Below are 25,705 nucleotides of genomic sequence, written 5' to 3' on the forward strand. Positions count from 1 at the left end.
GATGACCGTGCGAATCCGCGTAATTCCGTGCCTCGACGTCCGTGACGGGCGGGTGGTGAAGGGCGTCAACTTCGTCGATCTCAAGGACGCCGGAGACCCCGTCGAACAGGCCCGCGCCTACGATGCGGCAGGTGCTGACGAGCTGTGTTTCCTCGACATTTCCGCCAGCCACGAAGGCCGCGGAACCCTGCTCGACGTGGTCCAGCGCACCGCCGAAGTCTGCTTCATGCCCCTGACCGTCGGTGGCGGCGTCCGCACGGCGGAAGACGCCCGCGCGCTGCTTCTGGCGGGCGCGGACAAGGTTGCAGTGAACTCCGCGGCCGTCTCGCGCCCTGAAGTGGTGGCCGATATCGCCGAGAAGTTCGGCTCGCAGTGCATCGTCGCCTCGGTCGATGCGCGGCAGGTTTCGCCCGGAAAGTGGGAGATATTCACCCACGGCGGACGTAAGGCGACCGGCATCGACGCGCTGGAACATGCGATCAAGCTGGCCGACTACGGCGCGGGCGAACTGCTCGTCACCTCGATGGATGGCGACGGCACCCAGAACGGCTACGACCTCGCCCTGACCCGCATGATCGCGGAGGCCGTGTCGGTCCCGGTGGTGGCGAGTGGCGGCGTCGGCAATCTCGATCACCTCGTGGCAGGCGTGACCGAGGGCAAGGCGAGCGCGGTGCTGGCCGCCTCGATCTTCCACTTCGGCAAGCACACCATCGCCGAGGCGCACTCGGCGCTGCGAGCGGCAGGGATCCCTGCGCGCGGGTGAAGGCACGCCAAGGTTAACGGCTCATGGTTAGCCGAATGCGACTAACGGAGTGAACCACATCGGGACAACCCCGGATCGGCGCTTGCTGCAGCGCACCCGGTGGTCGATGGCAAAATCTAGGCCATCGGATCAACAGGAGGATTCGCGGTGCCCGTGTTGAAATTCATTCCGGCGTTCGTCGCGACTTTCGTTGCGCCGGTTCCCGCCTATGCCGCAGGGGGCATCCCGCTTCCCGAACCCAGCAGCATGCTGCTTCTTGGCCTTGGCGTCGTCGGCGTCGCCGTGGGCCGCAAGCTGTCGTCCAAGCGCGGCGAGGACTGACGCGCTCTTGACCGCGCGGCCCCTGCACCGCATGGGCAGGGCATGAGCAGCCTCGACACTCTCGCACGCCTCGAAGCCACGATTGCCGAGCGCCGCGCGGCCGATCCCGATTCCAGCTATGTCGCCAAGCTCAACGCCAGGGGCCTGCGCAAGATCGCGCAGAAGCTGGGCGAGGAGGCGACCGAAACCGTGATCGCGGCGCTGACCGAGGATCACAAGGCGCTGGTCGGAGAGGCGGCGGACCTCATCTTCCACCTCATGGTCCTGCTCGGCGCCAAGGACGTGCCGCTGGCCGACGTGCTGGCCGAACTGGACCGCCGCGAAGGTGTCTCGGGAATCGCCGAGAAAGCTGCGCGCCCGAAGGACTGAACCGGAGAACCCGATGCCCATCGATCCGAAGCTGCCTTACGACGACAACAACGTCTTCGCGAAGATCCTGCGCGGCGAACTGCCGTGCTCGAAGGTCTATGAGGACGACCACGCACTCGCCTTCAACGACATTCGCCCGCAGGCGCCGGTCCATGTGCTGGTGATCCCCAAGGGCGCTTACGTTTCGTGGGACGACTTCACCGCGCAGGCCGACGATGCTCAGATCGCCGGGTTCATGCGCGCGGTAGGCACCGTGACGCGGCAGCTTGAGTTGGACGGGCCGGGCTATCGTCTCATGGTGAACATGGGCACCAACGGCCATCAGGAAGTGCCGCATCTGCATGTGCACATCTTCGGTGGACGCCAGTTCTTCCAGATGATCGGGGAGTAGGGCTTTTTGCCCATCCAGCGATGGGCTCGCATGCAAACATTCCCTGTCATTCCCGCGAAGGCGGGAACCCATCTCCTGACGTTTCCTGTGGCACCGGCATCAGATGGGTCCCCGCCTTCGCGGGGATGACGGCCAGTGTGTGGCGCAGAGAGGTTGCTTCCGGCACTTCCACCGCTGTCCACCGAAAATTTACCCCGCAATACAGCCTCCAAGGCCGGTTCCTGCGCTCCCGGGGTTGAAGTCGCCCTGCTCCCCGTTACACAACCGCCCGGAATGACGGACGCACCATCCTCCCCCCTCATGCCTCAATCGGGCGTGATCGACGGCAAAGTCCACCGCTACCCCTTGCGCGTGTTCTACGAGGACACCGACGCGGGCGGAGTGGTCTATCACGCCAACTACCTGCGCTGGTTCGAGCGTGCCCGCTCCGACCTGCTCGACGTGCTCGGCATCGACCAGCGCGCCTCGCTGGAGGCGGGCACCGGACTCTACACCGTGGCCGAGGCGAACTTGCGCTACCTCTCGCCCGCGCGGCTGGGCGATACCGTCATCATCGAGACCTGGGCCGAAAGCACCGGCCGCGTCGCCAGTGTGCTGCGACAGGTCGCATTGCGGGGTGATGTCAGGCTATGCGAGTCGGCCGTAAAGGTCGCGTTCATCAGCCCTGAAGGACGACCGCGCCGACAGCCCGAGGCCTGGCAACAGGCTTTCGCCACACTTGAACCCATCGCCGCTCCGGCCCCGGAAGGACCAGAATGACGCTCGACCTGCTTGCCTCGACCATCAGCTTCGCCGGTGACGACAACCATCTCAACCCGGTGAAACTGTTCCTCGATGCCGACATCGTGGTGCAGGCGATCATGGCCGGGCTGGTCCTCGCCAGCGTGTGGGTATGGATGATCATCGTCACCTTCATCGTGCGCATGGGGGCGATCAGCCGTCGCTGCGACGAGTACGAGGAAGGCTTCTGGGAGGCCCAGAACTTCGACACCTACCAGAAGGAGCGCAAGCGCGGCGACGTGCCGATGGGCAAGGTCGCAGGCGCGGGCCTCGGTGAATTCAAGCGCAACGTCGGCCCCGGCATCGATGCCGAGGGTGCCCGCCAGCGCATCGCCACGATCCTCAATTCCTCGGTGGGCGAGGAGGCGGACAAGCTCTCCGACCGTCTGAACTTCCTTGCAACCGTCGGTTCGGTGGCGCCCTTCGTCGGCCTGTTCGGCACGGTGTGGGGCATCATGAAGAGCTTCTTCGATATCGGCCAGCAGCAGAATTCCTCGCTCGCGGTCGTCGCCCCCGGCATCTCGGAGGCGCTGTTCGCCACCGCCATCGGCCTGTTCGCGGCGATCCCGGCGGTCATCGCCTACAACCGTTTCTCGCATAAGGTGAACGGCTTCGAGGCCCGCCTGCAGCGCTTCGCCGATCACCTCCACGCCGCCCTGACCCGCCAGCTGGAGCAGCGCTGATGGGGATGGGCGTCTCGGGCGGCGGAGGCCGCAGGCGAGGTCGCGGCGGTCGCGGCCCCATGGCCGAGATCAACGTCACGCCGCTCGTCGACGTGATGCTGGTGTTGCTGATCATCTTCATGGTCACCGCGCCGCTGCTGAAGGCGGCGGTGCCGATCGAACTGCCCGAAAGCCGCGCCAAGGCGATGAGCGAGGAGCAGGGCCAGATCACCATCACCCTGCGCCGCGACGGCGCGGTATTCTACGAGCAGGACGAACTCGCGTCCGGCGAACTGCCCGAGCGTCTGGCCTCCACGCCCGCCGGTCCCGACGGCAAGCCGCCGCTGGTGACGCTGCGCGCCGATAAGGCGCTCGACTATGGCCGGGTGATGGAAGTCATGGGCGAACTCAACCGCGCAGGCTTCACCTCGATCTCGCTGGTTACCGATGTCAGCGGCGGTTAAGGCGCGCCGGGTAGGGTCGGTCTGATGGCGGTACTGGGTGTGCGCAAGGATGAGAGGATCGGCCTCGTCGTCGCCGTGCTGTTGCACGGCGCGGTGCTGGCTGCGATCCTGTACAGCCCGCGCTCGAACAACGTGGTCAAGCCGCCCGAGCGTATCGAGGTGACGATCAGCGACGAGGTCGCGGCGACCTCGACTGCCCCGAATCCCGGCGAGGCGTCTCCGGACAAGAGCCCGGAACTGGGCCAGCCCGCGCCGGCGGCAGCGCCGCCCCCGCCCGAACCTGCGGCTGCGCCGGAGCCCGAACCGGCTCCCGCTCCGGAGCCCGCCCCGCGCGTGGTGGAAAAGCCCAAGCCTGAGCCGAAACCCGAGCCCAAGCCGGTTCCGAAGCCGAAACCCAAGCCGGTGGAGAAGCCCAAGCCCGCGCTCCCCAAGCCGACTCCGCCCAAAGCGAAGCCGACGCCGCCCAAGCCTGCGGCAAAGCCCGCGCCCAAGGCGCCGCCGCGCAAGTCGAGCGCGATCGATGACATCGTTCGCAAGCCTTCGCCCCAACCCGCTGCGAAGCCTGCGACAAGGCCCGCGACCAAGCCGGCCACCGCAGGGCAGTCTTCGGGATCGAGCAATTCGGCGACGCCGCCGAAGAAGGCGGGCACCAGTGCTTTCGACGATGCATTCAAGCCGGGCACGCCGGGCGCCACTTCCAGCGCGCCCAAGCCGACCGGCACGCCTGCCTCCGAGATCGGCCCTTCGGCCCGGTCGGCGCTGGGCGCGGCGATCAACCGGCAGCTCAAGCCGCACTGGCAGGCGCCGCAGGGCGCCGACGTCGAACTGCTGACCACCAAGGTGCGTTTCCGCCTCAACCGCGACGGCAGCCTTGCCGGCGCGCCCGAGGTGATCGGCACCAGCGGCGTCAACGCCTCCAACCGCGCGCAGGTGGAACGCCATCAGGAACAGGCCGTGCGTGCGGTAAGGCTTGCGGCGCCATTCAACTTGCCCGACGATCTCTACGAGGGCTGGAAGGTCGTCACGACCACGTTTGACAGAAGGCTATCGCAATGAAGATAACCCGTGTTCTCGCCTTGGGATTGATGCTTACGACGAGTGTGGCGGTATCGGGTACGGCCTTCGCGCAAGGCGCCCCGGCACCCGTGGTGAACGCGCCGCCGCCGCAGGACGGTGGCCTCGAGGTTACGGTGTCCGACGACAGTGCGTGGAACGACCTCGGCATCGCCATCACCACCTTCGCCACCGATCAGGACGTGCCGACCCGCACCAATGCGGGCACGACCGGCCAGCTCGGCCGTGCACTGGCGCAAGTCGTCGCGGGCGATCTCAAGAACAACGGCCTGTTCAAGCCCTCCGGCCCCGACGGCCTGCCGCAGCCCGCTTATGGCCAGATTCAGGCGCCGGACTACACGCCATGGGCCGCGCGCAGCGCCGACATGCTGGTGCAGGGCTTCGTGCGCGCAGGCGCCGACGGCAACCTCACCATCGGCTGCTATCTCTACGACGTGCAGCTCAAGCAGCAGCTGGTGAAGGGCGGCTGGCAGGTTCCCCCGTCCGACTGGCGCCGCGCCGCGCACAAGTGCGCCGACATGGTCTATTCGCGCCTCTCGGGCGAAAGCCCGTTCTTCGATTCCAAGATCGCCTACATCGCCGAGACCGGTCCCAAGGACCATCGCATGAAGCGCCTTGCGATCATGGATTCGGACGGGGCCAACCACCGATTCCTGACCAGCGGCCAGTCGATGGCGCTCACCCCGCGCTATTCGCCGGACTACAGCAAGATCATGTACCTGTCCTACCTCAACGGACAGCCGAGCATCTACGCCTACGACCTTGCGACCGACCGCCAGACGCTGATCGCCCGCACCGGTGCGCCAACGCTGGCGCCGCGCTGGTCGCCGGACGGCAAGTGGGTGCTCTATTCGATGGCCAAGGGCGGCACGACCGACATCTACCGCATCTCCTCGGCAGGCGGCGGCACCCCGCAGCGCCTGACCAACGGCCCGGGCATCAACATCGGCGGCAGCTATTCGCCCGACGGCTCGCAGATTGTGTTCGAGAGCGACCGCTCGGGCAGCCAGCAGGTCTACGTTATGAATTCGGACGGGTCGAACCAGCGCCGGATCAGCTTCTTCGGCGGCCGCGCGGCAACCCCGGAATGGAGCCCACGCGGCGACCAGATCGCCTTCACCCACATCGCGGGCAACTTGCGCGTCGCCGTGATGAACCCGAACGGCGGCGGCATGCGCCACCTCACCGATTCGTGGCAGGACGAGGCGCCGACGTGGTCGCCTAACGGCCGCATCGTGCAGTTCTTCCGCACGACCAAGAGCACCGGCCTCGCCTCGATCTGGCAGGTCGACCTCACCGGCCGCAACGAGCGCAAGCTGCCGACCCCGGTGGGCGCCTCGGATCCGGCCTGGGGTCCGATCCGCCCCTGATTTGCGGGCGAATGCAGCAAGTTGACGCCCCCGGCGAAATCCGGGGCCGTTTTCTCGCGTTCAGGTTGCCCGACGTTCATCTTGACTGTGTAGAGAATTGAACGGAACCATCACACCATGCCGCCCATTCAACAGGCCAGTCGTATCATGGCGGCGACATAGGAGATTGCCGATGCCTTCTTCCCTCTCATCCATGCGCATCACCCGCGTCGGCGCGACGGCGCTGGTCGTGGCCGGCGCTCTTGCCATCTCGGCTTGCGGCAAGAAGGCTCCGGCCCAGCTTCCGCCCGATCCCGGCCCGGCGACCAGCACCGACACCGGCCAGTCGAGCGGCGGCTACGGCATGGCCCAGCCCGGCAGCCAGGCGGACTTCGTCGCCAAGATGATGGGCGCGGACACGATCTACTTCGCCCTCGACGAATCAACCGTCGATGCGCAGGATCAGGCCGCTCTCGCCAAGCAGGCGCAGTGGTTGCAGCAGTACCCCAACAAGCGCGCCACGATCGAGGGCCACTGCGACGAGCGCGGCACCCGCGAATACAACATCGCGCTGGGTGAGCGCCGTGCCAACGCCGCCAAGAACTATCTGGCGAGCCTGGGCATCGACCCCTCGCGCATCACCACCGTCAGCTACGGCAAGGAGCGCCCGATCGCGCTCGGTTCGGACGAGGCTTCGTGGGCGCAGAACCGCCGCGCGGTGACCGTCACCATCGATTGATGCCGATCCCGGCGCGCGGGCGTGCCCTGCGCGCCGGATTGATATTTTTGCGTCAGACGGGGGTTGCGTCCCCGTCGAGTCGCGGCGTATCGCCGATCTGATGAGCCGCGCACGCCGATCCGCAGACTGGGGTTTTCCGCGCTGGCGCGGCTATGGCAGCGCGCGCGAGGCCGTGGAAGTACGCCTGTGCGATCGCCACGGCTGCAACGACCGCGGCGAGTGCCCCGCTCCCAAGAGCCCCAACAGCCCCGATCGCTGGATGTTCTGCCAGAAGCACGCGGCGGAATACAACTCGGGCTGGGACTACTTCGCCGGGCTGGACGCCGAGGAAGCCGCCGCACGTGAAGCGAGCGAGCAGGCCGAGACCTCCGGCTACAAGGAAGCGCAGCATTACGGCTGGGGCGGCTCGGGCGATGGCTCGCGCAGCCGGGATGAACTGCGGGCGCTGGAAGCGCTGGGCCTCGATCCCGACGCGGACTTCGATGCGGTGCGCAAGGCGTGGCGCACCAGGGCCAAGGAAGTCCACCCGGACGTGAAGCCCAATGATGCCGAGGCGGCGAAGGCGTTCCAGACGTACCAACTTGCCTACGAAGTCCTGCGCGCGGCGGAAGAACGCCGCGAGTGGAAGGGCTGAGCGGCGGCTTTTCGCTCACGGGGCTTTGACAAGCTCAGCCTGAGCGGGGTTGAGATGGTATCGGATTAAGCCACCCTTCGTCATTGCGAGCGAAGCGAAGCAATCCAGGGCGGCATAACCGTGCCCTGGATTGCTTCGCTTCGCTCGCAATGACGATTGGAGGTATGATCATGGCGCTCTGCCGTCTCGAAGCCCCATCCTCAAACGACAAAGGGCGCGGCCATCGGCCACGCCCCTCGTTTGCGTCGAAACCGACAGCTATCGCTTACTTCGGCGACAGCACCATCAGCATCTGGCGGCCTTCCATGCGCGGATAGGCTTCGATCTTGGCGATCTCTTCCACATCCTGCTGCACACGGCGCAGGAGGTCCATGCCAAGCTGCTGGTGCGAAAGCTCGCGACCACGGAAGCGTAGCGTCACCTTGACCTTGTCGCCGTCCTCGATGAAGCGCACGACATTGCGCATCTTCGTGTCGTAGTCATGGTCGTCGATGTTCGGACGCATCTTGATCTCTTTGATCTCCTGCGTCTTCTGCGTCTTTCGAGCGGCGTTTGCCTTCTTCTGCGCCTCGTAACGGTACTTGCCCACGTCGAGGAACTTGCACACCGGCGGATCGGCGTTCGGGGAGACCTCAACGAGGTCGAGACCGACCTCAGCTGCCTGCTCGATCGCCTGGCGCGTGTACATGACGCCCAGGTTCTCGCCCTCATGGTCGATAACGCGGACCTTGTCCGACTGGATCATGTTATTGTAGCGCGGTCCACTCTTGACCGGTGGCGTCATCATGCGCCGGGGTGGGGGTGCTATATGCGTTCTCCTGAGTCGTTACAGTCGACGTGGCTGGATTCGGCGGTCATTAATGCGATTCGTCCTCGCGCGCAAAGCGCGATTTCACGAGATTGCAGATGGAACGCCCCGACCGGAAAACCGGCCTTGCGCGCCATATAGGTATTCAGGCCGCTTTGCGCCAGAGCGGATAGCGTATCAGCTGCCCGCGAGCAGGCACCAGCGCCTCGATCGCATCGGCCGGCTGAAGCGCGGACAGGATCGCCGGATCGGCCGCATTCATACCGCCGGTCAGCGCTCCGAAGGCCGGCAGGATCAGCCGTTTCTCGCTGCGCACCGCACAAGGGCGCGCAATCCGCCGTCCGCGCGCCTCGATCATCAGGCGTGGATGGAAGTGGCCCGAGACTTCCGCTTCGCATGTGCCCGGCAAAGCCTGGTGGCGCAGGGCAAGGCCTGCCAGCATCAGTTCCTCGACTCGGGTGCCACCTGCCTCGGCGCCCAGATGCGGGTCGTGATTGCCGGTGATCCATACCCAGTCGAGCGCGCGGGTCAGCGCGGCGAGCATCCCGGCGGCGTGCGGCTCCAGCCGGTCCGGTCCGGCGCTGTCGTGGAAATTGTCTCCCAGTGCGAAGACCCGCCGCGCGCCGGTGGTCCTCACTGCCGAGGCAAGCCGTTCCAGCGTCTCGCGGCTGTCGTAGGGGGGCAGCATCTGGCCGGTGCGGGCGAAGAAGCTGGCCTTCTCCAGATGGAGGTCGGCGACCAGCAGCGCCTGTTCGCGCGGCCAGTAAAGCGCGCAGGCACCCCGCATGGCGCCGTCCACCAGAACCATCTCCTGACCGCAGAACGAAAAGGGAACCATGGCTTTTCCTTGCCGCAGCTTGTCCGATTTGGCAAGCGCCGTGCGAAGCGAAGGGTGCCACGTTGCGGCAACCTGCCATGAGGACACGGATGACGGACTGGACCCCCTACACGACGCGCGCCAGCGACTGGTTCCGCACCTTGCGCGATCGCATTTGCGCTGAATTCGAGGCGATCGAGCGCGAGGGGGGCTCCGATGCGGTGTTCGGCTACACGCCCTGGCAGCGCGCCGCCGTGGAGGGTGCCGAAGACAAACAGGGCGGCGAAACCGGCGGTGGCACACGCGGGCTCATGAAAGGGCGCGTGTTCGAGAAGGTCGGCGTCAACATCTCGACCGTCTCGGGCGGATTGGCCAAGGACTTCGCCGCGACCATCAACGGGGCCTCGGCCGAGAACAACGGCTTCACCGCCACCGGCATCAGCCTCGTCGCGCACATGGCGAACCCGCATGTCCCGGCGGTTCACATGAACACGCGCTTCCTGACGACGACCAAGGCTTGGTTCGGCGGCGGCGCCGATCTCAACCCGCCATTGCCCTATGAGGAGGACACGGCCGAGTTCCATGCGGAATTCAAGGCAGCCTGCGATGCCCACGGCGCCGATTACTACGACCGCTTCAGGGCCTGGGCGGACGAGTATTTCTACATCCCCCACCGCAAGGTCCATCGCGGCGTCGGCGGCATCTTCTACGATCACCTCGAATGCGGCGACGAAGCCGCGTGGGAGGCGAACTTCGCCTTCACCAAGGCGGTGGGCGAGGCGTTCCTGGCGGTATTCCCCCGGCTGGTACGCCGCCGCATGGGGATGGACTTCACCCCGGCCGACAAGGCGCAGCAGCTGGAATGGCGCGGGCGCTATGCGGAATTCAACCTCGTCTACGACCGCGGCACGCTGTTCGGCCTGAAGACCGGCGGCAATATCGACGCGATCCTGATGAGCCTGCCGCCCGAAGCGACCTGGAGCTGACGCAGCCGACCGGCGGAAAAGGCGTTGTGAGATCATGTCGCTGACCTCGCATGCCTCGCTCGACCGCCGATCGCTTGCCCTCGCGGCGCTGTCCACCGTGGTGGAGTGGTACGACTTTACCCTGTACCTCTACCTGGCGACGGTGCTGTCGCGGGTGTTCTTCCTTGGCGAAGGCGCGGTGCTGACGGCGCTGCTGGGCTTTGCCATGGCCTATCTGATGCGGCCGGTCGGGGCGATGGTGTTCGGCCACTTCGGCGATCGCTACGGGCGCCGCGCGACGCTGCTGGCCTCGATGACGCTGATGACGGCGGCGATGCTGGCGATCGCGTTGCTGCCGACGGCCGCGCAGGTCGGGCCGCTGGCGGGCGTCTTGCTGCTGGCCTTGCGCTGCGTGATGGGCTTTGCGGTGGGCGGCGAGTATACCGGCGTCGTCGCCTATCTTCTCGAAGGCGCGCCGCGCCATCGGCGGGGCTTCGTCACCTCGCTGGCAGCGGCGACCAGCGAGATCGGCGGCCTGCTCGCGGCCGGCATGTCCGCGCTGGTGGTGAGCCTGATGCCGACGCCGGTGCTCGACGGCTGGGGCTGGCGCATTCCGTTCCTGTTCGGCGCGGCGCTGGCCGGCGTGATCCTGCTCGCCCGCGCGGCGATGGACGAATCGCCTGAATTCGCCGAGCGGCAGGCGGCAGGGGCGCTGGCGAAGAACCCGCTGGGCGAGGCTCTCTCGCGCTATCGCCCCGGCGTGCTGCGCGGCTTCGCGATCTCGGCGCTGGGCTCGATCACGTACTACGTCGGGATCACCTATGTGCCGATCTACCTGACATCCTCCGGTAGCCTGACCGAGGCCGAGGCGCTGCAACTCGCGACGATCGCGGCGCTGGCGGTGATCGTGGTGACACCCTTCGTCGGCCTCCTGTCCGACCGTGTCGGGCGACGCCCGGTGCTGGTGGGACTGGCGGTGCTTTCGGCAGCGTTGCCTTATGCGCTGTTCCGCCTGCTGGGCGGCGCTTCCGATGGCGCCGCCCTTGCAGGCGCGGTGCTGCTGGCGATGCTGGCGGGCGGGGTGAGCGCCGTCGGCGCGGTGGCGACGGCCGAGCAGGTCCCCGCCGAAGGTCGCCTCAGCGGCCTTGCGCTGGGCGCGACCACAGCAACCGCGCTGTTCGGCGGCCTGACGCCGTGGCTCGCACAGCTGTTGACCGAGCGCACCGCATTATCGAGCGTGCCGGGGGTGATGATCGCGGTGGTGGCGATCTGCGTGCTGCCGGTGCTGCTCAGGCTGCCGGAGACGCGGCCCCGATAAGTCCGGGCGGGGTCAGGCGGCGCGGGGCGTTATGCGCTCAAGCTCGCCATCGAGACGGCGCTTGGCGGCGCGCAGTTCGTACTGGTCCTGCAGGCGCAGGAAGAAGCCTTCGGACATGCGGAAATAGCGGGTCAGCCGCAGGTCGAGTTCGCCGTCTATGCGGGTAGAGCCGTCGATCAGAGCGTCGAGGCGGGCGGGCTGGATTTCGATGGCGGCGGCAAGGTCTGCGGCGGCAATTTCGAGCGGTTCCATGAACTCGGTCAGCAGCATTTCACCGGCGTGCGGATTGGGCAGCCAGTCGGTGTCGGCATCAGTGGTAATCGACGATTTCGACATCGTGGGCATGTCCATCCTTCCAGACGAAACATATGCGCCATTGCATGTTAATGGAAATGGAATGTTGTCCGGTGCGGTCGTCTGTCAGGGCATGAAGGCGGTTGCCGGGCGGGTTGCGCAAGTCGTCGAGGGTTTCGGCGGCGTCGATCAGGCGCAGCTTGTTCAGGGCGCGAGGTTGAATGTCGGCAGGCAGGACGCGGCTGCGCTCGCCTGTCCAGATGCGCTCGGCTTCACGGTTCTTGAAGTTTGCGATCATGGCTGCCTCTATAATGTGCAGCACTTCTAATACTGGCCACTACGCGAGTCGCAACAAGCCGGGTTGTGGAAAAGTGGTTCACTTCCCGAACTTCCGCTGCGTCTTCCCGTACCGCATCTTTCGCGTGCCCGGCTTGCCCTCGTTAGAACGCCCCACCCTTGGCGCCTTGTGTTCCGCCTCCGGCAAGCCAAGTTCGCTCTGCTCGAGCCGCCTGATCTCGTCGCGCAGCCTGCCGGCTTCTTCAAACTCAAGGTCTGCTGCTGCCGCGCGCATACGCTTTTCGAGGTCCTCGATGTAGGCACGCAAGTTGTGGCCGACGAGGTTGTTGGTGCTGTCGTCCTCAAGGTCCACGATGACGCCGTCGCGGCTGGCGGTATCCGCCACGATGTCGGCGATGCGGCGTTTGATCGTCTGCGGGGTGATGCCGTTTTCGAGGTTGAACTGCTCCTGCCGGGCGCGGCGGCGGTCGGTTTCGGCCATCGCGCGTTCCATCGAACCGGTTATCCGGTCGGCGTAGAGGATCACCCGCCCGTCCACGTTGCGCGCGGCGCGGCCGATGGTCTGGATCAGCGAGGTTTCGCTGCGCAGGAAGCCTTCCTTGTCCGCGTCCAGAATGCAGACGAGGCCGCATTCGGGAATGTCGAGGCCCTCGCGCAGCAGGTTGATGCCGATCAGCACGTCGTAGACGCCCATGCGCAGATCGCGGATCAGTTCGATGCGCTCCAGCGTCTCCACGTCGGAGTGCATGTAGCGCACGCGCACGCCCTGTTCGTGCATGAACTCGGTCAGGTCCTCGGCCATGCGCTTGGTGAGGGTGGTGACGAGGGTGCGGTAGCCCTTGGCGGCCACTTCCTTGCACTGGGCGATGCAGTCCTGCACCTGATCCTCCACCGGGCGGATTTCCACCGGGGGGTCGATCAGGCCGGTGGGGCGGATGACCTGTTCGGCGAAGACGCCGCCGGTCTGGTCCATTTCCCAGTGGCCGGGCGTGGCCGAGACCGCGAAGGTCTGCGGGCGCATCGCGTCCCACTCGTTGAAGCGCAGCGGGCGGTTGTCGATGCAACTGGGCAGGCGGAAGCCGTATTCGGCCAGCGTGATCTTGCGGCGGTGGTCGCCCTTGGACATGGCGCCGATCTGCGGCACCGTCTGGTGGCTTTCGTCGACGAAGAGCAGGGCGTTATCCGGCAGGTACTCGAACAGGGTCGGCGGCGGCTCGCCGGGGATGCGCCCGGTCAGGAAGCGGCTGTAGTTCTCGATTCCGTTGCACGATCCGGTGGCGGCGATCATTTCAAGGTCGAAGTTGGTGCGCTGTTCAAGCCGCTGGGCTTCCAGCAGCTTGCCCTCGGCCTCCAGTTCCTTGAGCCGCTCGGTCAGCTCGAAGCGGATCGCCTCGCTCGCCTGCCGCATCGTCGGCCCGGGCGTGACGTAGTGTGAGTTCGCATAGACGCGCACCTTTTCCAGCACCGCGCCCTTCTTGCCGGTGAGGGGATCGAATTCGGCGATCTCCTCGATCTCGTCGCCGAAGAAGCTGATGCGCCATGCCACGTCCTCGAGGTGGCTGGGGAACAGCTCCAGATTGTCGCCGCGCACGCGGAAGTTGCCGCGCGCAAACGCCACGTCGTTGCGCTTGTACTGCAGGGCGACGAGCTTGCGGATGATCTCGGTCTGGTCCTGCGCCTTGCCGGTGACGAGGTCGAAGATCATCGCCGAGTACGTCTCGACCGATCCGATGCCGTAGAGACACGAGACGGAGGCGACGATGATGACGTCGTCGCGCTCCAGCAGCGCGCGGGTGGCCGAGTGGCGCATCCGGTCGATCGCCTCGTTCACCGAGCTTTCCTTCTCGATGTAGGTGTCCGACCGGGGCACGTAGGCCTCGGGCTGGTAGTAGTCGTAGTAGGAGACGAAATATTCGACCGCGTTGTCCGGGAAGAAGTCCTTGAACTCGCCGTAGAGCTGCGCGGCCAGGATCTTGTTCGGCGCCAGGATCAGCGCGGGGCGCTGCAGTTCCTCGATCACCTTGGCCATCGTGAAGGTCTTGCCCGAGCCGGTGACCCCCAGCAGCACCTGCGTCTTCTCGCCGTCGGCCGCGCTGGCGACGAGTTCGGCGATGGCGGTCGGCTGGTCGCCCGCCGGGGCATAGTCCGAGACGATCTTGAACGGCCGCCCCGGCATCGATTTCTCGGGCCGCTGCGGTTTGTGGGGGACGAAGTTCTCCGAAGTATCGGGTTCTTCGAGGCCGCGCCGGATGATGATCTCTGCCATGACGGAACATATGGGGTATATCCGTTCCTGCGGCAACAGGGCGTTGGCGTTGGGGCAGGGCGGTGATAGCCCTCGGTCCATCTCAGGGAGAGGAGAAGGCCATGAAGGGCAGGATCATGATCGCGGCGCTGAGCATGATGACGGGCGCGCTGGTTCTGGGCGGCTGCGGATCGAAGGACGACGGCGAGCAGGCCGGGAGCGGCGGTGCACCGAAGTCGGCGGAGGAGGTGAAGCACGAGGCGGCCAAGCTCGATACTCCCCAGCCGGGCCAGTATCGGCAGACGGTGGAGATCACCCGTCTCGAAGTGCCGGGCATGCCGAAGGAAGCCGCCGAACAGATGAAGTCGATGATGGCGGCCAAGCAGGAAAGCACCATCTGCCTGACCAGGGCGGACGCCGAAAAAGGCTATCGCGACATGTTCAGGGGTGTGGGCAAGGGGAACGAGTGCTCCTATTCGAAGTTCGACGTTGATGGCGGCAGGCTCGATGCCCAGATGGATTGCCAGTCCGCCGGTGATGGCAAATCGACGATGACGCTTAATGGCACGGTCAGGCGCGATGGTTCAGATGTCACGGTCGACATGGATACCACCGGCGGACCTGCGCCCACGGGTTCAATGAAGATGACGATTCACCTGACCACCACTCGCCTCGGCGACTGCAAGACATGATGGGGTAACGCGAAGAGAGCGATGGATCCGCTGAACGAGGAACAGGAACGCTTCGCAGGATCCCTGCGCGCCGCGATCGCGCGGCGCGCCGCCTTCGCGCGCGAGCAGCACCCCGAGGGGGTCGGCAAGCCGCCGCTCGAACTGCTGTGGGCGGAACTGCGCTCGCTCTATCGGGGCGGCCACAAGGTGCGGTTCACGGGGCAGCGGGTGCAGCCGGCAGTCAGCCCGATGCCGGTCATGCTGCTGCCCGGCTTCGGCGCGCATCCCAAGCGGATGAAGCCGATGGCCGACGCGCTCTCCGCCGCGGGGCACCATGTCCACCAGTGGGGCCTGGGCCTCAACCTCGGGCCGAACGAGCGCAATTTCTCCTACCTCATGCGCCGGGTGGCGATCATCGCGCGGGAGAACTGGCACCCGGTGGCGCTGGTCGGCTGGTCGCTCGGCGGCCTCTTCGCGCGCGAGATCGCCCGGCGCGAGCCGCATCTGGTGGCCAAGGTCATTACCATGGGCACGCCCTTTTCGGGCGATCCGCGGGCCAACAATGCGTGGAAGGCCTATCAGGTGGTGACCGGCCATTCGGTGGACAGCCCGCCGATCGACTGCGATTTCTCGGAGAAGCCCGCCGTGCCGACGATCGCGCTGTGGAGCCCGCGCGACGGCATCATCCAGCCCCGCGCCGCCGCCGGCTGGCCGCACGAGCGCGACCGCGCGGTGGCGATCCGCTGCAGCCACCTCGACTTTTCGAGTTCGCCCAAGGTAGTGGCCGAAGTCCTGCGGCAACTGGATGTGCGGGAGTAAGGGGCTATCTGCCGTTTCATAACCAGACCGTCATGCCGGCATAGGCCGGGACCGCTCTCGTTCTGTCGCGACATCTCGGCTAGGCTGGGAAAAAGCTGCCGCAACTCTGCCGAGATTGCATATCATGGTCATAGCGGTCCCAGCCTTCGCTGGGATGACGACGGTGTTTGAATGACGGATTTGAGTGGTTATCTGCCGTTTTAACGGCTCTAAACCAACCCCGTCATTCCCGCGAAAGCGGGAACCCAACTGATGCCCGTGCAACACGAAGCGTCAGAAGATGGGTTCCCGCCTTCGCGGGAATGACGGCAAAGGGTGGATTACCGAAGGTCCGGTTTCGATGCTCACCCCGGGAAAACAGCCCCGGCATCAAGCCCAAGGTGTGTCCGGGCTAAAACTAGCGGTTATCGAAGTTATGTTTTCGATAGCGGAATGCTCGGTCGGCTTGTCGAATTCGAGCGAAGTTAGAACACCGTTTGCACAGTATACGCCGACTGTGAACCGAGACAGGTTATCAGTGGCCTCCGATTTAACCGTGGCGATCCGAATGGATTCGTCGGTAGACAATATCCGGCTCGACGTTGGGAAGAAAATCTGACCTTTCCGGCGCTCGAAAAAATTAACTTCCGTTCTCCCAAGGATTGGCTGGATCACATTGACTCTTCTAAGGCGATCATCAAAGGCCGATTTGCTCATTTCAGGAAGAGCACCGCGAACTTCCGCAAAAATCGCGTTTTCTAGAGCGTCAAATTGTCTTCGGTAGCCGCGCAGGCTGTTGAGGATACCAGTGAGCATCAGCTATCTTTGCATCGGCATCCAAGGTCTGCAATCAGGCATCACTGAAAGCGGTCGGAATGCCCGCTATGGGTGGAAAGCGGTCACTATCCGACCACAGTCGCTTCGCCGATAAAACGGCCTTCCCAAAGGTAGAAATGACCGGCCTCCTTCAAAGCATCGGCTGCCTCTTGGCCTGAAAGGAAGACAAAACCCAGATGCCGATCCTCACCAGGATGAAGAGGTTCATCCCGAAGCAATGGAAGCGCATCCCATCCTTGCACGGGTTCCGTTTTTGACACGGATACTGGGCATCCCCAACCTGGCAGAGCTGGACCGGTACGGCCGCCATCTTTTGCTTCATACATGCGCACCTCTGCCACAAGTTGGGGCATGGCTTCGCGCTGAATGTTTTCCCTGCTCATGGTCTGCAGACTGCGGGGAAGACAGAACGTCTGCAAGGGGGCGCTTGCCGAAGGTCGGCTTTCCTACACAACGGGCACTCCGATACACTGCGCTCATGACCGTCCGTCGCTCAACTCCCACCACAAGGTTACACCGCAAGGTGACACCTCACTCGCGCAAGGTGACACATCGCACGCAAAATGTGTCACCTTGCGGCTCTAAGGTGACACTTTCCGGCCCTAAGGTGACACCTTTCTCTCTGGACCGTGTCAACCGTGTAAACCCTGTCACCTTGCGCGGGCTCTCACCCCACCGGAGCACGGCGGCGATAGCTCAGCGCCTCGGCGACATGGATGCGGGTGACCTGACCCGCCCCCGCCAGATCGGCGATCGTGCGGCTGGTGCGCAGGATGCGGGTGTAGCCGCGCGCGGAGAGGCGCATCGCTTCGGCGGCCTGCATCAGCAGGCGGCGTCCGGCCTCGTCCGGGGTGGCGTGGGCTTCCAGCAGGTCGCCGTCGAGTTCGGCATTGGTGCGCGCCTTGGTGCCGTTCAGTCGCTCCGCCTGAATCTCGCGCGCCTGAGCCACCCGGGCGGCGACCTGCACGCTGCCTTCGCTTGGTGGCGGGAGGGCGAGATCGACGGCGCGGACGGGATCTACCTCGACGTGAAGATCGATCCGGTCGAGCAGCGGCCCGGAAACCTTGCTCTGGTAATCCGCCCCGCAGCGCGGCGCGCGGCTGCAGGCAAGGGCGGGGTCGCCCATGTAGCCGCACCGGCATGGGTTCATCGCCGCGATCAACTGGACTCGTGCGGGATACGTGAGATGGGCATTGGCGCGGGCGACGGTGACTTCGCCGCTTTCCAGCGGCTGGCGCAGCGAATCGAGGGCCTGCCGCTGAAATTCGGGCAGTTCGTCGAGGAACAGGACGCCGAGGTGCGCCATCGAAACTTCACCCGGCCGCACCTTGATCCCGCCACCGGTCAGAGCGGCGATCGAGGCGGAGTGATGCGGCGCGCGAAACGGCCGGGCACGGCTGATCCGCCCGCCCTCCAGCGTGCCCGCTACCGAGGCGACCATCGATACCTCCAGCGCTTCGGCCGGGGTGAGTTCGGGCAAGACGCCGGGCAGGCACGATGCGAGCAGCGACTTGCCCGCACCCGGTGGCCCGACCATCAACAGGTTGTGCGCGCCCGCAGCCGCGATCTCTAGTGCGCGGCGGGCGGTTTCCTGTCCCTTGACCTGCCGGAGATCGGGGCCGCCTGCCCGCGTTTCGACCTCGCCCAGCGGTGGCGTCTGCAGCACTTGGATGCCGCGCAAGTGGTTGAGCAGGCTGATGAGGTTGGGCGCCGCGACGACCGGCACCCCGCTGGCCCAGCGCGCTTCCGAGCCTTGCGAGGCCGGGCAGATCAGGCCCTTCTCGTGCTCGCTGGCGTGGATCGCCGCCAGCAATACGCCGGGAGAGGGGATCACCCGGCCATCGAGCGCGAGTTCGCCCACGGCCACGAAATCGCCCAGTTGCTCGGCATCGACCACGCCCATCGCCGCCAGCAGCGCCAGCGCTACCGGCAGGTCGAAGTGGGAGCCTTCCTTGGGCAGGTCGGCGGGGGAGAGGTTGACGATGATCCGCTTGGGCGGCAGCGCCAACCCCATCGCGGTGAGCGCCGCGCTCACCCGCTGGGTGCTTTCGCGCACCGCCTTGTCGGGCAGGCCGACGAGCGTGAAGCCCGGCATTCCCGGCGCGATCTGGCACTGGACCTCGACGGCACGCGCCTCGAGCCCGAGGTACGCGACGGTCGAGACGATGGCGACCAAGGGAAGGGCCTTTCTGCAAGAATTGCGAAGAAGACCTCGTCTAGTAAGGCCCGCTCGCGGCGGCGCCATGTTCAAAAATATACCTTACAGCACTTTAACCGGACCCGTGAGGAAGAGGGTAAGGGTGTTCCCGGCATAGACTTGTGATGCGCTCGCTTTCCGCAAGTCTTGCTCTGGTCGCCCTTTTCGCCGTGTCCCCCCTGTCGGCGCAGGTAATCGAGTACGAGACTGTCGACGAGGTCACCGATTCCGTCGTTACCGGGGGCGAGCGCACCCTTTTCACTACCGCGATCGAAGCGCCTGCGATTCCGCAAGGTCCGGCCTACGGTCCGTTCCGCGTGCTGGACGAGGGCCGGGCGGCGCTGGTCGATGTCACCGACGCGCGCACGCCCGGGCAGTTCACCGCGATGCTGCGCGACCATCCCGGAATTGCCACGATCGAGATGATCGACTGCCCCGGCACCGAAGACGACCTCGCCAACCTGCAGGTCGGCCAGATGATTCGCCGCAGTGGCATCGTCACCCATGTTCCGGCGGGAGGGTCGGTGCGTTCGGGCGGGGTAGAACTGTTCCTGGCGGGCGCACGGCGCTACGCCGATCCGGGCTCCGAGTTCGCGGTGCATTCCTGGCAGGACGACACCGGGCTCGAGCCCTCGGACTATGCCGCCAATGCCCCCGAGAATCGCCGCTACATCGACTACTACCGCGCCATGGGCATGAATGCGGCCGAGGCGCAGGCGTTCTATGCCATGACCAATTCGGTGCCCTTCGCTTCGGCGCGCTGGCTCGATGCGGGAGAGATGAGTGCATGGGTGCAACTCGACGAGGTGAAAGTGGACGTGAGCCCGCGTTTTCAGTTCGTCCAGCTTGCGGCTGTTGTTGACTCAATCCCGTCGTTCCAGTAACGGCGGCCAACGATTTCCATGGTCGTCCGGTTTGGGCGGCCCTTTTTGTTAGATTTTCGAGGACTGACATGAAGCGCACTTTCCAGCCGAGCAACCTTGTTCGCGCCCGTCGTCACGGCTTCCGTGCCCGCACCGCGACCGTCGGTGGCCGCAAGGTTCTGCGCGCGCGTCGCGCTCGCGGCCGCGCCAAGCTCTCGGCCTAATCCGCCGGGATCGGCAGGGGCGCAAAGCTCCTGCCATAAGCGGCGCCAGCCCACGCTCTCGCCTTGCGCGAGGGCATGGGCTGGCGCCGTTTTGTTTTGGCGCGAATCGCCATGTCCCGACGTTCGAGCTGTCATGAAGCAGGCTGACGCCTACACGGTCCTGAGCCGTCGTTCGGACTTTCTCGCCGCCAATCGCGGCCTGCGAGTCGCGCGTCCCGGTTTCGTGCTGCTGGCCAACCGCAATGACGGGCTGGGACGGCGCGCCGGGATCACGGTGACCAAGAAGATCGGCAATGCCGTCGTGCGCAACCGCATGAAACGGCGTTTCCGCGCCTTGCTGCGCGAACTGCTCCCCGAGCATGGCTTGGCTGACACCGACCACGTCCTGATCGGCCGCGAAGGCGGGGTCGAGCGCGACTTCGAAAAGCTGCGCGGCGAACTCGTCGCCGCGCTGGGACGGGCGCGGGACGGCAAGGGGGACGCCCCTCGCCAGCCGAATCGCAGGCGCGGTCCTCGCAAATGACCAAGGTTCTCGCCTTCCTCGTCTCGCTTCCGGGGCTGGCGATCATCGGGGTCGCGCGATTGTGGCAACTCGGTCCTTCGGCGATCATGCCGCCCACCTGCCGCTACTCCCCCTCCTGTTCGCAGTACGCGATTATCGCGGTTCGCAAGCATGGTGCGATCAAGGGTGGATTGCTGGCGCTGTGGCGTCTATTGCGCTGCAATCCTTGGGGTGGGCACGGGCACGATCCCGTGCCGGACTGAACCTTAGATACTGGCGAAGTGATGCCGGCGGCCCCACATGGCCGCCGCCGAGACGAAGATACGGGCAGGAAACAGGCTTTCGTGGAAAACCAGCGTAACATCATCCTTGCGGTCGTACTGACCGCGCTCGTGCTCTTCGGCTGGGAGGCCGGGGTCGGCTATTTCTATCCGCAGGCCAAGACCCCGACGCAGATCGTCGAGTCCGGCGGCGCCAAGAACGCCTCCAGTCCCACCAAGCCGACGCGCGAAGGTGGCCTGATGGATGCCGCCGACCGCACGCTGGAAGCTACCGACCTCAAGACCGAGCTGGCTGCTCCGGGCCGCGTGAAGATTTCCGCGCCCGGCCTCTCGGGCTCTATCAACCTGACCGGCGCGATCGTCGACGACCTCGTGATCAATCGCCACCGCGAAACGGTCGAGAAGAATTCCGGCCCGGTCCGCATCTTCTCGCCCGCGGGGACTCCCGCGCAGCAGTTTGCACAGGTCGGCTGGCTGGGTGAGGGCGGCGTCGCCGCGCCGACCGCCTCGACCGTCTGGACCGCGCCCGCGAACGCCACGCTGACCCCGACCACCCCGGTGACCCTGACTTGGGCGAACCCCACCGGCCAGCGCTTCGCGATCACGTACTCGATCGACCAGAACTACATGATCACCGCGCAGCAGACCGTCGAGAACACGGGCGGCGGCGCGGTTTCGGTCAAGCCCTTCGCGCTCGTCAACCGTACCGAGAAGACTGCAAGCCTCGATACCTGGAACGTCCATTCGGGGCCGATCGGCGCCTTCGACGGTTCGGTGACCTTCGGCACCAACTACAAGGACGTGGCCGAAGCCGGCACCGTCAACGAAGCGGGCCGCACCGACTGGATCGGCTTCACCGACATCTACTGGATGTCGGCCCTCATTCCCGTGGGCGCGAAGGCGGAGAGCACGTTCCGTTCGCTCGGCAACCAGATCTTCCGCGCCGACGTGGTATACGATCAGGCAGTGATCCAGCCGCGCACGCGCCAGAGCGTGACGACCAAGATCTTCGCGGGCGCCAAGGAGCACAAGGTGCTTGACGCCTACGAGGCGCAGGGCATCGCCAACTTCGGCCTCGCGATCGACTGGGGCTGGTTCCGATGGTTCGAGAAGCCGATCTTCTGGCTGCTCACCAAGCTGTTCAGCCTCGTCGGCAACTTCGGCGTAGCCATCATCCTGCTGACCCTCATCGTGCGCGGCATGATGTTCCCGGTCGCCCAGCGCCAGTTCGCCTCGATGGCGGCGATGCGCGCGATCCAGCCGAAGATGAAGGCGATCCAGGAGCGCTACAAGGACGACAAGCAGAAGCAGCAGCAGGAGATCATGGCCCTCTACAAGCAGGAGAAGGTCAATCCCCTCGCAGGCTGTCTGCCGATGTTCCTGCAGATCCCGGTGTTCTTCGCGCTCTATAAGACGCTGATCCTGGCCATCGAGATGCGCCACCAGCCCTTCGTGCTGTGGATCAAGGACCTTTCGGCTCCGGATCCGCTGCACATCCTGAACCTGTTTGGCCTGCTGCCGTTCGATCCGCCCAGCTTCCTGGCGATCGGCCTGCTCGCCCTGCTGCTCGGCGCGACGATGTATCTGCAGTTCCAGCTCAACCCGGCCCAGATGGACCCGGCGCAGCAGCAGGTGTTCAAGCTGATGCCGTGGTTCATGATGTTCGTGATGGCGCCTTTCGCCTCGGGCCTGCTGGTCTACTGGATCACCTCCAACATCCTGACCATCGCGCAGCAGAAGTTCCTCTACAGCCGCCATCCGCAGCTCAAGGCGCAAGCCGAGAAGGACGCGGCCGACAAGGCACGCGCGGCGGCCCGTACAAAGTGAGTGATGATCGCGTGAATGAAGAAATGGCAGAACTGACGGAGCGCGCGCGCAAGCTGTTCTCGGGACCGGTGACGTTCCTGAAGTCGGCACCGTCGCTGCAGTTCCTGCCCGATCCCGATGCGCCGGAGATCGCCTTTGCGGGCCGGTCGAACGTGGGCAAGTCCTCGCTGCTGAACGCACTGGTCGGCCGCAAGGCGATCGCGCGTACTTCGGTGACGCCGGGCCGCACGCAGGAGCTGAACTTTTTCGACGTGGCCGAACCGCTCAAGTTCCGCCTCGTCGACATGCCGGGCTACGGCTTCGCCAAGGCGCCGCCCAAGGTTGTCGAGACCTGGCGCCGTCTGGTGCGCGACTACCTGCGTGGCCGTGTGGAACTCAAGCGCACGCTGGTGCTGATCGATTCGCGCCACGGCGTGAAGCAGGTCGATCTCGACATGATGGAGATGCTGGATCAGGCGGCGGTGGGCTATCGCCTCGTCCTGACCAAGGCGGACAAGATCAAGGCCAGCGAACTGGAAGCGGTCCACGCCGCCACTATCGCTGAAGCCCGCAAGCATCCCGCCGCGTTCCCGGTGGTCCATGTTACCAGTTCCGAAAAGGGCCTCGGGATCGAGGAACTGCGCGCTGCCGTGCTGGGCGATTCGGAACTCTGAACCACTTCCGCGCGCGGCGGGGGCTTCGACAAGCTCAGCCTGAGCGAGGTTGGGAAGTCCGGGGTGGGATTGGGGAGTGTCCAATCGCCATCCCGGCGAATGCCGCGATCGCTGGCAAAGCTGCTCGATCTGGACATGTCGCGCAGCGCCGCAGTGGCCCATCGCAAGCTATCGCCTCAAGAGTACCCAGCGGTCCCGGATCAGGTCCGGGACGACGCCAGCGCCGGCCGCGTAGCGTTGCGGAAATCATCCTTTCATCATTCGAGTCCACAATCGAGACCGTGTCTCTGTTTGTGACATTTGCATGACGGCGCGCCGTCCCCTATGGGGCGCAGCTTCACGCGTCGAGGGATGAAAGGAATCTCGCCCATATGCGCCAGATTGCCGTTCTTCCTTACCGCACCGTCGGTCCCGCCGTCGACGCGCCGATCCAGATTCTGCTCATCACCTCGCGCAGCACCCGCCGCTGGGTGATTCCCAAGGGCGGGCTGATGAAGGGGCTGCAACCGCACGCCGCCGCCTCGAAGGAAGCGGAAGAGGAAGCAGGTGTGCTGGGCGCGACCTGTCCAGTGCCGCTGGGCTCCTACCGCTACCGTAAGCAGCGCAATTCAGGCGCCTCGGTATGGGCGGACGTCGATGTCTATCCGTTCGCGGTCACCGACGAGCTTTCCACATGGGACGAGCAGCACCAGCGCGAACGGCGCTGGTTCTCGCTGGAGGAAGCGGCTAGGGCGGTCGACGAAGAGGACCTTCGCGCCCTCATACGTTCCTTCGGCGCACGTGAATTCCGCGCCGCCGCCAGTCCCGCGCGCTTCCTGGGCGCAGCCGTGGACACGGTGGCAAGCAAGACAGGGGTCAATGCCATGTTCGCCTGGTTCCAGAAGCTGCTGCCCGAGCAGGGCAACTTCTTCGACCTGTTCGAGAAGCAGGCCGCCACGCTGGTGGCCGGCGCCGACGCGCTCGCCCGCTTGGCGCAGGGTGGTCCGGGCCGCGCCCAGCACATCCGCGAGATCGCCGAGCGCGAGCACGACGCCGACGACATCACCCGCGAAGTTCTGCAGACGGTGCGCCGCAGCTTCCTGACGCCGTTTGATCGCTCGGCCATCACCAGCCTCATCAATACGATGGACGATGCCATCGACGAGATGCAGCAGACGGCGAATGCCTGCGATCTCTACGAGGTGAGCGAGTTCGAGCCCGAGATGATCGACATGGCCGCGATCATCGTCGATGCCGCGCGCCTGACCGCCGAGGCGATCCCGCTGCTGCGCAAGATCGGCGACAACGGCCACCGCCTCCACGAACTGACCGAGCGCCTCGTGCGCATGGAAGGCCACGCCGACGAGATCCACGCGGCCGGGCTCAAGCGCCTGTTCAAGGCGGACCTGACCAACCCGATGCACTTCTTTGTGCGGCAGGAGATGTTCAAGCGCCTCGAGCGCGTGGTCGATCGTTTCGAGGACCTCGCGAACGAGATCGACGGGCTGGTCATCGACCACTCGTAAAGGCCCGACCATGGACCACAGCCTTGCCCTGCCGCTGCTGATCGGCCTCGTCGCGCTCGCGCTGGCGTTCGACTTCCTCAACGGGCTGCACGATGCCGCCAATGCCATCGCGACGGTGGTGGCGACGCGGCTGCTCTCGCCGGTCTTCGCGGTGCTGTTCGCCGCCGCCGGCAACTTCCTCGCCTACTTCTTCGTCGGCCTCCACGTCGCCGAGACGGTGGGCAAGGGCATCATCAACGTCGATGCCGTCACCCCGGCCGTGGTGTTCGGTGCCTTGGTGGGGGCGATGTTCTGGAACGTCCTGACCTGGATCAAGGGCATCCCTTCCAGTTCCAGCCACGCGCTGATCGGCGGGTTGCTGGGCGCCGGCATGGCGCACGGCGGCTTCGCGGTGGTCGAAAGCTCGGGCACGGTGAAGACGATCGCGGCGATCTTCGTCTCCCCGGTGCTCGGGTTCGTCATCGCGATGGCGCTGATGCTGCTGACCAGCTGGCTGTTCAAGGGCACGTCCCCACGCCAGTCGAACGGCATTTTCAAGAGCCTCCACCTGCTCTCCAGCGCGGCCTACTCGATCAGCCATGGCGGCAACGATGCGCAGAAGACGATGGGCATCATCGCCGTGCTGCTCTACTCGACCGGGCACATGTCCGGGGGCTTTCATGTGCCGCATTGGGTGGTGCTGTCGTGCTACCTGGCGATTTCGCTGGGCACGCTTTCGGGCGGCTGGAAGATCATCAAGACGATGGGCTCCAAGTTGACCAAGCTCAATCACCACTCGGGGTTCTGTGCTTCCACGGCGGGCTCCATCGTGGTGTTCGGGGCGTCGGCGCTGGGCATTCCGGTCTCGACTACGCACGCCATCACCGGCTCGATCGTCGGCACCGGCGCGGCGCGGCGGTCGAGTGCGGTGCGCTGGTCGGTGGCGAGCCGGGTCATCGTGGCTTGGTTCGTGACCATCCCCGCCAGTGCGGCGGTGGGTGCGCTGTTCTACATGATCACGCGGGCGTTCTGAGGGCGGGCTGATACCCACCCCGTCCGGCTAGGCAGGCAAGCTGCC

At 65.5% G+C, this 25,705-nt stretch carries 31 protein-coding genes; 23 read left to right on the forward strand and 8 right to left on the reverse strand.

Translation table 11 applies throughout. From position 1 onward, the window contains the following. The first annotated feature begins 1 nt into the window (after position 1). The 11 genes from hisF (at position 2) to HWN72_RS02635 (ending at position 7,546) form a co-directional block, all read left to right on the forward strand. Positions 2 to 763 carry an imidazole glycerol phosphate synthase subunit HisF gene (gene hisF / locus HWN72_RS02585; RefSeq protein WP_069709031.1) on the forward strand — a complete coding sequence of 254 codons (762 nt, stop codon included), beginning with the start codon at positions 2 to 4 and terminating at the stop codon, positions 761 to 763. Between the two features lie 147 nt (positions 764 to 910). Beyond that, the gene (locus tag HWN72_RS02590; RefSeq protein WP_069709032.1) at positions 911 to 1,084 is read left to right on the forward strand and encodes a PEP-CTERM sorting domain-containing protein; all 174 of its coding nucleotides are present in this window, start codon (positions 911 to 913) and stop codon (positions 1,082 to 1,084) included. A gap of 42 nt (positions 1,085 to 1,126) precedes the next feature. Continuing rightward, positions 1,127 to 1,453 (forward strand): phosphoribosyl-ATP diphosphatase, encoded by a 327-nt coding sequence (locus HWN72_RS02595; RefSeq protein ID WP_008831783.1) that lies wholly within the window; start codon positions 1,127 to 1,129, stop codon positions 1,451 to 1,453. 13 nt (positions 1,454 to 1,466) lie between these two features. Beyond that, complete coding sequence (locus HWN72_RS02600) at positions 1,467 to 1,844, forward strand: histidine triad nucleotide-binding protein (RefSeq protein ID WP_211149740.1); 378 nt, start codon at positions 1,467 to 1,469, stop codon at positions 1,842 to 1,844. Between the two features lie 300 nt (positions 1,845 to 2,144). Continuing rightward, positions 2,145 to 2,603, forward strand: coding sequence for a YbgC/FadM family acyl-CoA thioesterase (locus HWN72_RS02605; RefSeq protein WP_211149741.1), 459 nt, complete (start codon positions 2,145 to 2,147; stop codon positions 2,601 to 2,603). Then, complete coding sequence (gene tolQ / locus HWN72_RS02610) at positions 2,600 to 3,307, forward strand: protein TolQ (RefSeq protein WP_008831780.1); 708 nt, start codon at positions 2,600 to 2,602, stop codon at positions 3,305 to 3,307. The genes HWN72_RS02605 and tolQ overlap by 4 nt, the downstream gene beginning before the upstream one ends. Beyond that, a complete protein-coding gene (locus HWN72_RS02615; RefSeq protein ID WP_211149742.1) occupies positions 3,307 to 3,750 on the forward strand; it encodes an ExbD/TolR family protein in 444 nt (147 codons plus the stop codon). The genes tolQ and HWN72_RS02615 overlap by 1 nt, the downstream gene beginning before the upstream one ends. 24 nt (positions 3,751 to 3,774) lie before the next feature. Next, entirely contained in the window at positions 3,775 to 4,806 is a 1,032-nt protein-coding gene (locus HWN72_RS02620; protein WP_211149743.1) for a hypothetical protein, read from the forward strand. Then, the gene (tolB, locus tag HWN72_RS02625; RefSeq protein ID WP_069709036.1) at positions 4,803 to 6,194 is read left to right on the forward strand and encodes a Tol-Pal system beta propeller repeat protein TolB; all 1,392 of its coding nucleotides are present in this window, start codon (positions 4,803 to 4,805) and stop codon (positions 6,192 to 6,194) included. The genes HWN72_RS02620 and tolB overlap by 4 nt, the downstream gene beginning before the upstream one ends. Before the next feature lie 172 nt (positions 6,195 to 6,366). Further along, on the forward strand, positions 6,367 to 6,912 hold the full coding sequence (gene pal, locus HWN72_RS02630; RefSeq protein ID WP_289357536.1) for a peptidoglycan-associated lipoprotein Pal: 546 nt from the start codon (positions 6,367 to 6,369) through the stop codon (positions 6,910 to 6,912). A 100-nt stretch (positions 6,913 to 7,012) separates the two neighbouring features. Then, the gene (locus HWN72_RS02635) at positions 7,013 to 7,546 is read left to right on the forward strand and encodes a J domain-containing protein (RefSeq protein ID WP_008831775.1); all 534 of its coding nucleotides are present in this window, start codon (positions 7,013 to 7,015) and stop codon (positions 7,544 to 7,546) included. Positions 7,547 to 7,811: 265 nt separating this feature from the next. Here HWN72_RS02635 and infC read toward each other — a convergent pair whose 3' ends face one another. Both infC and pdeM read right to left on the reverse strand, forming a co-directional pair. Further along, positions 7,812 to 8,333, reverse strand: a complete 522-nt coding sequence (infC, locus tag HWN72_RS02640) for a translation initiation factor IF-3 (RefSeq protein ID WP_036528118.1) — start codon at positions 8,331 to 8,333, stop codon at positions 7,812 to 7,814. A 166-nt stretch (positions 8,334 to 8,499) separates the two neighbouring features. After that, positions 8,500 to 9,192: a ligase-associated DNA damage response endonuclease PdeM gene (pdeM, locus tag HWN72_RS02645; RefSeq protein WP_008831773.1), complete on the reverse strand. Its 693-nt coding sequence runs from the start codon at positions 9,190 to 9,192 to the stop codon at positions 8,500 to 8,502. An 89-nt stretch (positions 9,193 to 9,281) separates the two neighbouring features. On the opposite strand from pdeM, the gene hemF reads away from it, so the two are divergent. Further along, on the forward strand, positions 9,282 to 10,157 hold the full coding sequence (gene hemF / locus HWN72_RS02650) for an oxygen-dependent coproporphyrinogen oxidase (RefSeq protein WP_211149744.1): 876 nt from the start codon (positions 9,282 to 9,284) through the stop codon (positions 10,155 to 10,157). Positions 10,158 to 10,191: 34 nt separating this feature from the next. Continuing rightward, entirely contained in the window at positions 10,192 to 11,454 is a 1,263-nt protein-coding gene (locus HWN72_RS02655) for an MFS transporter (RefSeq protein ID WP_211149745.1), read from the forward strand. 12 nt (positions 11,455 to 11,466) lie between these two features. On the opposite strand, the gene HWN72_RS02660 is transcribed toward HWN72_RS02655, so the two are convergent. The 3 genes from HWN72_RS02660 to uvrB all read right to left on the reverse strand — a co-directional run bounded on the left by HWN72_RS02660 (position 11,467) and on the right by uvrB (position 14,311). Beyond that, positions 11,467 to 11,799: a HigA family addiction module antitoxin gene (locus HWN72_RS02660; protein WP_248005764.1), complete on the reverse strand. Its 333-nt coding sequence runs from the start codon at positions 11,797 to 11,799 to the stop codon at positions 11,467 to 11,469. Continuing rightward, entirely contained in the window at positions 11,765 to 12,046 is a 282-nt protein-coding gene (locus tag HWN72_RS02665) for a type II toxin-antitoxin system RelE/ParE family toxin (protein ID WP_211149746.1), read from the reverse strand. The genes HWN72_RS02660 and HWN72_RS02665 overlap by 35 nt, the downstream gene beginning before the upstream one ends. 78 nt (positions 12,047 to 12,124) lie before the next feature. Beyond that, the gene (uvrB, locus tag HWN72_RS02670) at positions 12,125 to 14,311 is read right to left on the reverse strand and encodes an excinuclease ABC subunit UvrB (protein ID WP_211149747.1); all 2,187 of its coding nucleotides are present in this window, start codon (positions 14,309 to 14,311) and stop codon (positions 12,125 to 12,127) included. A gap of 116 nt (positions 14,312 to 14,427) precedes the next feature. On the opposite strand from uvrB, the gene HWN72_RS02675 reads away from it, so the two are divergent. Beyond that, positions 14,428 to 14,982, forward strand: coding sequence for a DUF3617 domain-containing protein (locus tag HWN72_RS02675; RefSeq protein WP_236727414.1), 555 nt, complete (start codon positions 14,428 to 14,430; stop codon positions 14,980 to 14,982). A 21-nt stretch (positions 14,983 to 15,003) separates the two neighbouring features. After that, entirely contained in the window at positions 15,004 to 15,780 is a 777-nt protein-coding gene (locus tag HWN72_RS02680) for a triacylglycerol lipase (protein ID WP_008831766.1), read from the forward strand. Between the two features lie 369 nt (positions 15,781 to 16,149). Here the strand turns inward: HWN72_RS02680 and HWN72_RS02685 are convergent, their stop codons facing one another. The 3 genes from HWN72_RS02685 to HWN72_RS02695 form a co-directional block, all read right to left on the reverse strand. Next, entirely contained in the window at positions 16,150 to 16,575 is a 426-nt protein-coding gene (locus HWN72_RS02685; RefSeq protein WP_211149748.1) for a hypothetical protein, read from the reverse strand. 86 nt (positions 16,576 to 16,661) lie between these two features. Then, positions 16,662 to 16,979 carry a hypothetical protein gene (locus HWN72_RS02690; RefSeq protein WP_211149749.1) on the reverse strand — a complete coding sequence of 106 codons (318 nt, stop codon included), beginning with the start codon at positions 16,977 to 16,979 and terminating at the stop codon, positions 16,662 to 16,664. A 284-nt stretch (positions 16,980 to 17,263) separates the two neighbouring features. Further along, positions 17,264 to 18,772: a YifB family Mg chelatase-like AAA ATPase gene (locus HWN72_RS02695; RefSeq protein WP_211149750.1), complete on the reverse strand. Its 1,509-nt coding sequence runs from the start codon at positions 18,770 to 18,772 to the stop codon at positions 17,264 to 17,266. A gap of 191 nt (positions 18,773 to 18,963) precedes the next feature. Between HWN72_RS02695 and HWN72_RS02700 the strand changes: the two genes are divergently transcribed. From HWN72_RS02700 to HWN72_RS02735, 8 genes are all read left to right on the forward strand, one after another. After that, positions 18,964 to 19,677, forward strand: coding sequence for an alpha/beta hydrolase (locus HWN72_RS02700; RefSeq protein WP_309141545.1), 714 nt, complete (start codon positions 18,964 to 18,966; stop codon positions 19,675 to 19,677). A 68-nt stretch (positions 19,678 to 19,745) separates the two neighbouring features. Next, positions 19,746 to 19,880 (forward strand): 50S ribosomal protein L34, encoded by a 135-nt coding sequence (gene rpmH / locus HWN72_RS02705; protein ID WP_008831762.1) that lies wholly within the window; start codon positions 19,746 to 19,748, stop codon positions 19,878 to 19,880. Positions 19,881 to 20,013: 133 nt separating this feature from the next. Next, entirely contained in the window at positions 20,014 to 20,403 is a 390-nt protein-coding gene (gene rnpA, locus HWN72_RS02710; protein WP_069709044.1) for a ribonuclease P protein component, read from the forward strand. After that, positions 20,400 to 20,645, forward strand: a complete 246-nt coding sequence (gene yidD / locus HWN72_RS02715) for a membrane protein insertion efficiency factor YidD (protein ID WP_069709045.1) — start codon at positions 20,400 to 20,402, stop codon at positions 20,643 to 20,645. The genes rnpA and yidD overlap by 4 nt, the downstream gene beginning before the upstream one ends. An 81-nt stretch (positions 20,646 to 20,726) precedes the next feature. Next, on the forward strand, positions 20,727 to 22,490 hold the full coding sequence (gene yidC / locus HWN72_RS02720; protein WP_211149751.1) for a membrane protein insertase YidC: 1,764 nt from the start codon (positions 20,727 to 20,729) through the stop codon (positions 22,488 to 22,490). 23 nt (positions 22,491 to 22,513) lie between these two features. Further along, positions 22,514 to 23,143: a ribosome biogenesis GTP-binding protein YihA/YsxC gene (gene yihA, locus HWN72_RS02725; RefSeq protein ID WP_008831758.1), complete on the forward strand. Its 630-nt coding sequence runs from the start codon at positions 22,514 to 22,516 to the stop codon at positions 23,141 to 23,143. A gap of 371 nt (positions 23,144 to 23,514) precedes the next feature. Beyond that, a complete protein-coding gene (locus tag HWN72_RS02730) occupies positions 23,515 to 24,648 on the forward strand; it encodes a DUF47 family protein (RefSeq protein WP_008831757.1) in 1,134 nt (377 codons plus the stop codon). 10 nt (positions 24,649 to 24,658) lie between these two features. Beyond that, complete coding sequence (locus HWN72_RS02735) at positions 24,659 to 25,660, forward strand: inorganic phosphate transporter (protein WP_008831756.1); 1,002 nt, start codon at positions 24,659 to 24,661, stop codon at positions 25,658 to 25,660. Positions 25,661 to 25,705 lie beyond the last annotated feature (45 nt).

It is taken from the genome of Novosphingobium sp. HR1a (assembly GCF_015594425.1).
Taxonomy (GTDB): domain Bacteria; phylum Pseudomonadota; class Alphaproteobacteria; order Sphingomonadales; family Sphingomonadaceae; genus Novosphingobium; species Novosphingobium resinovorum_A.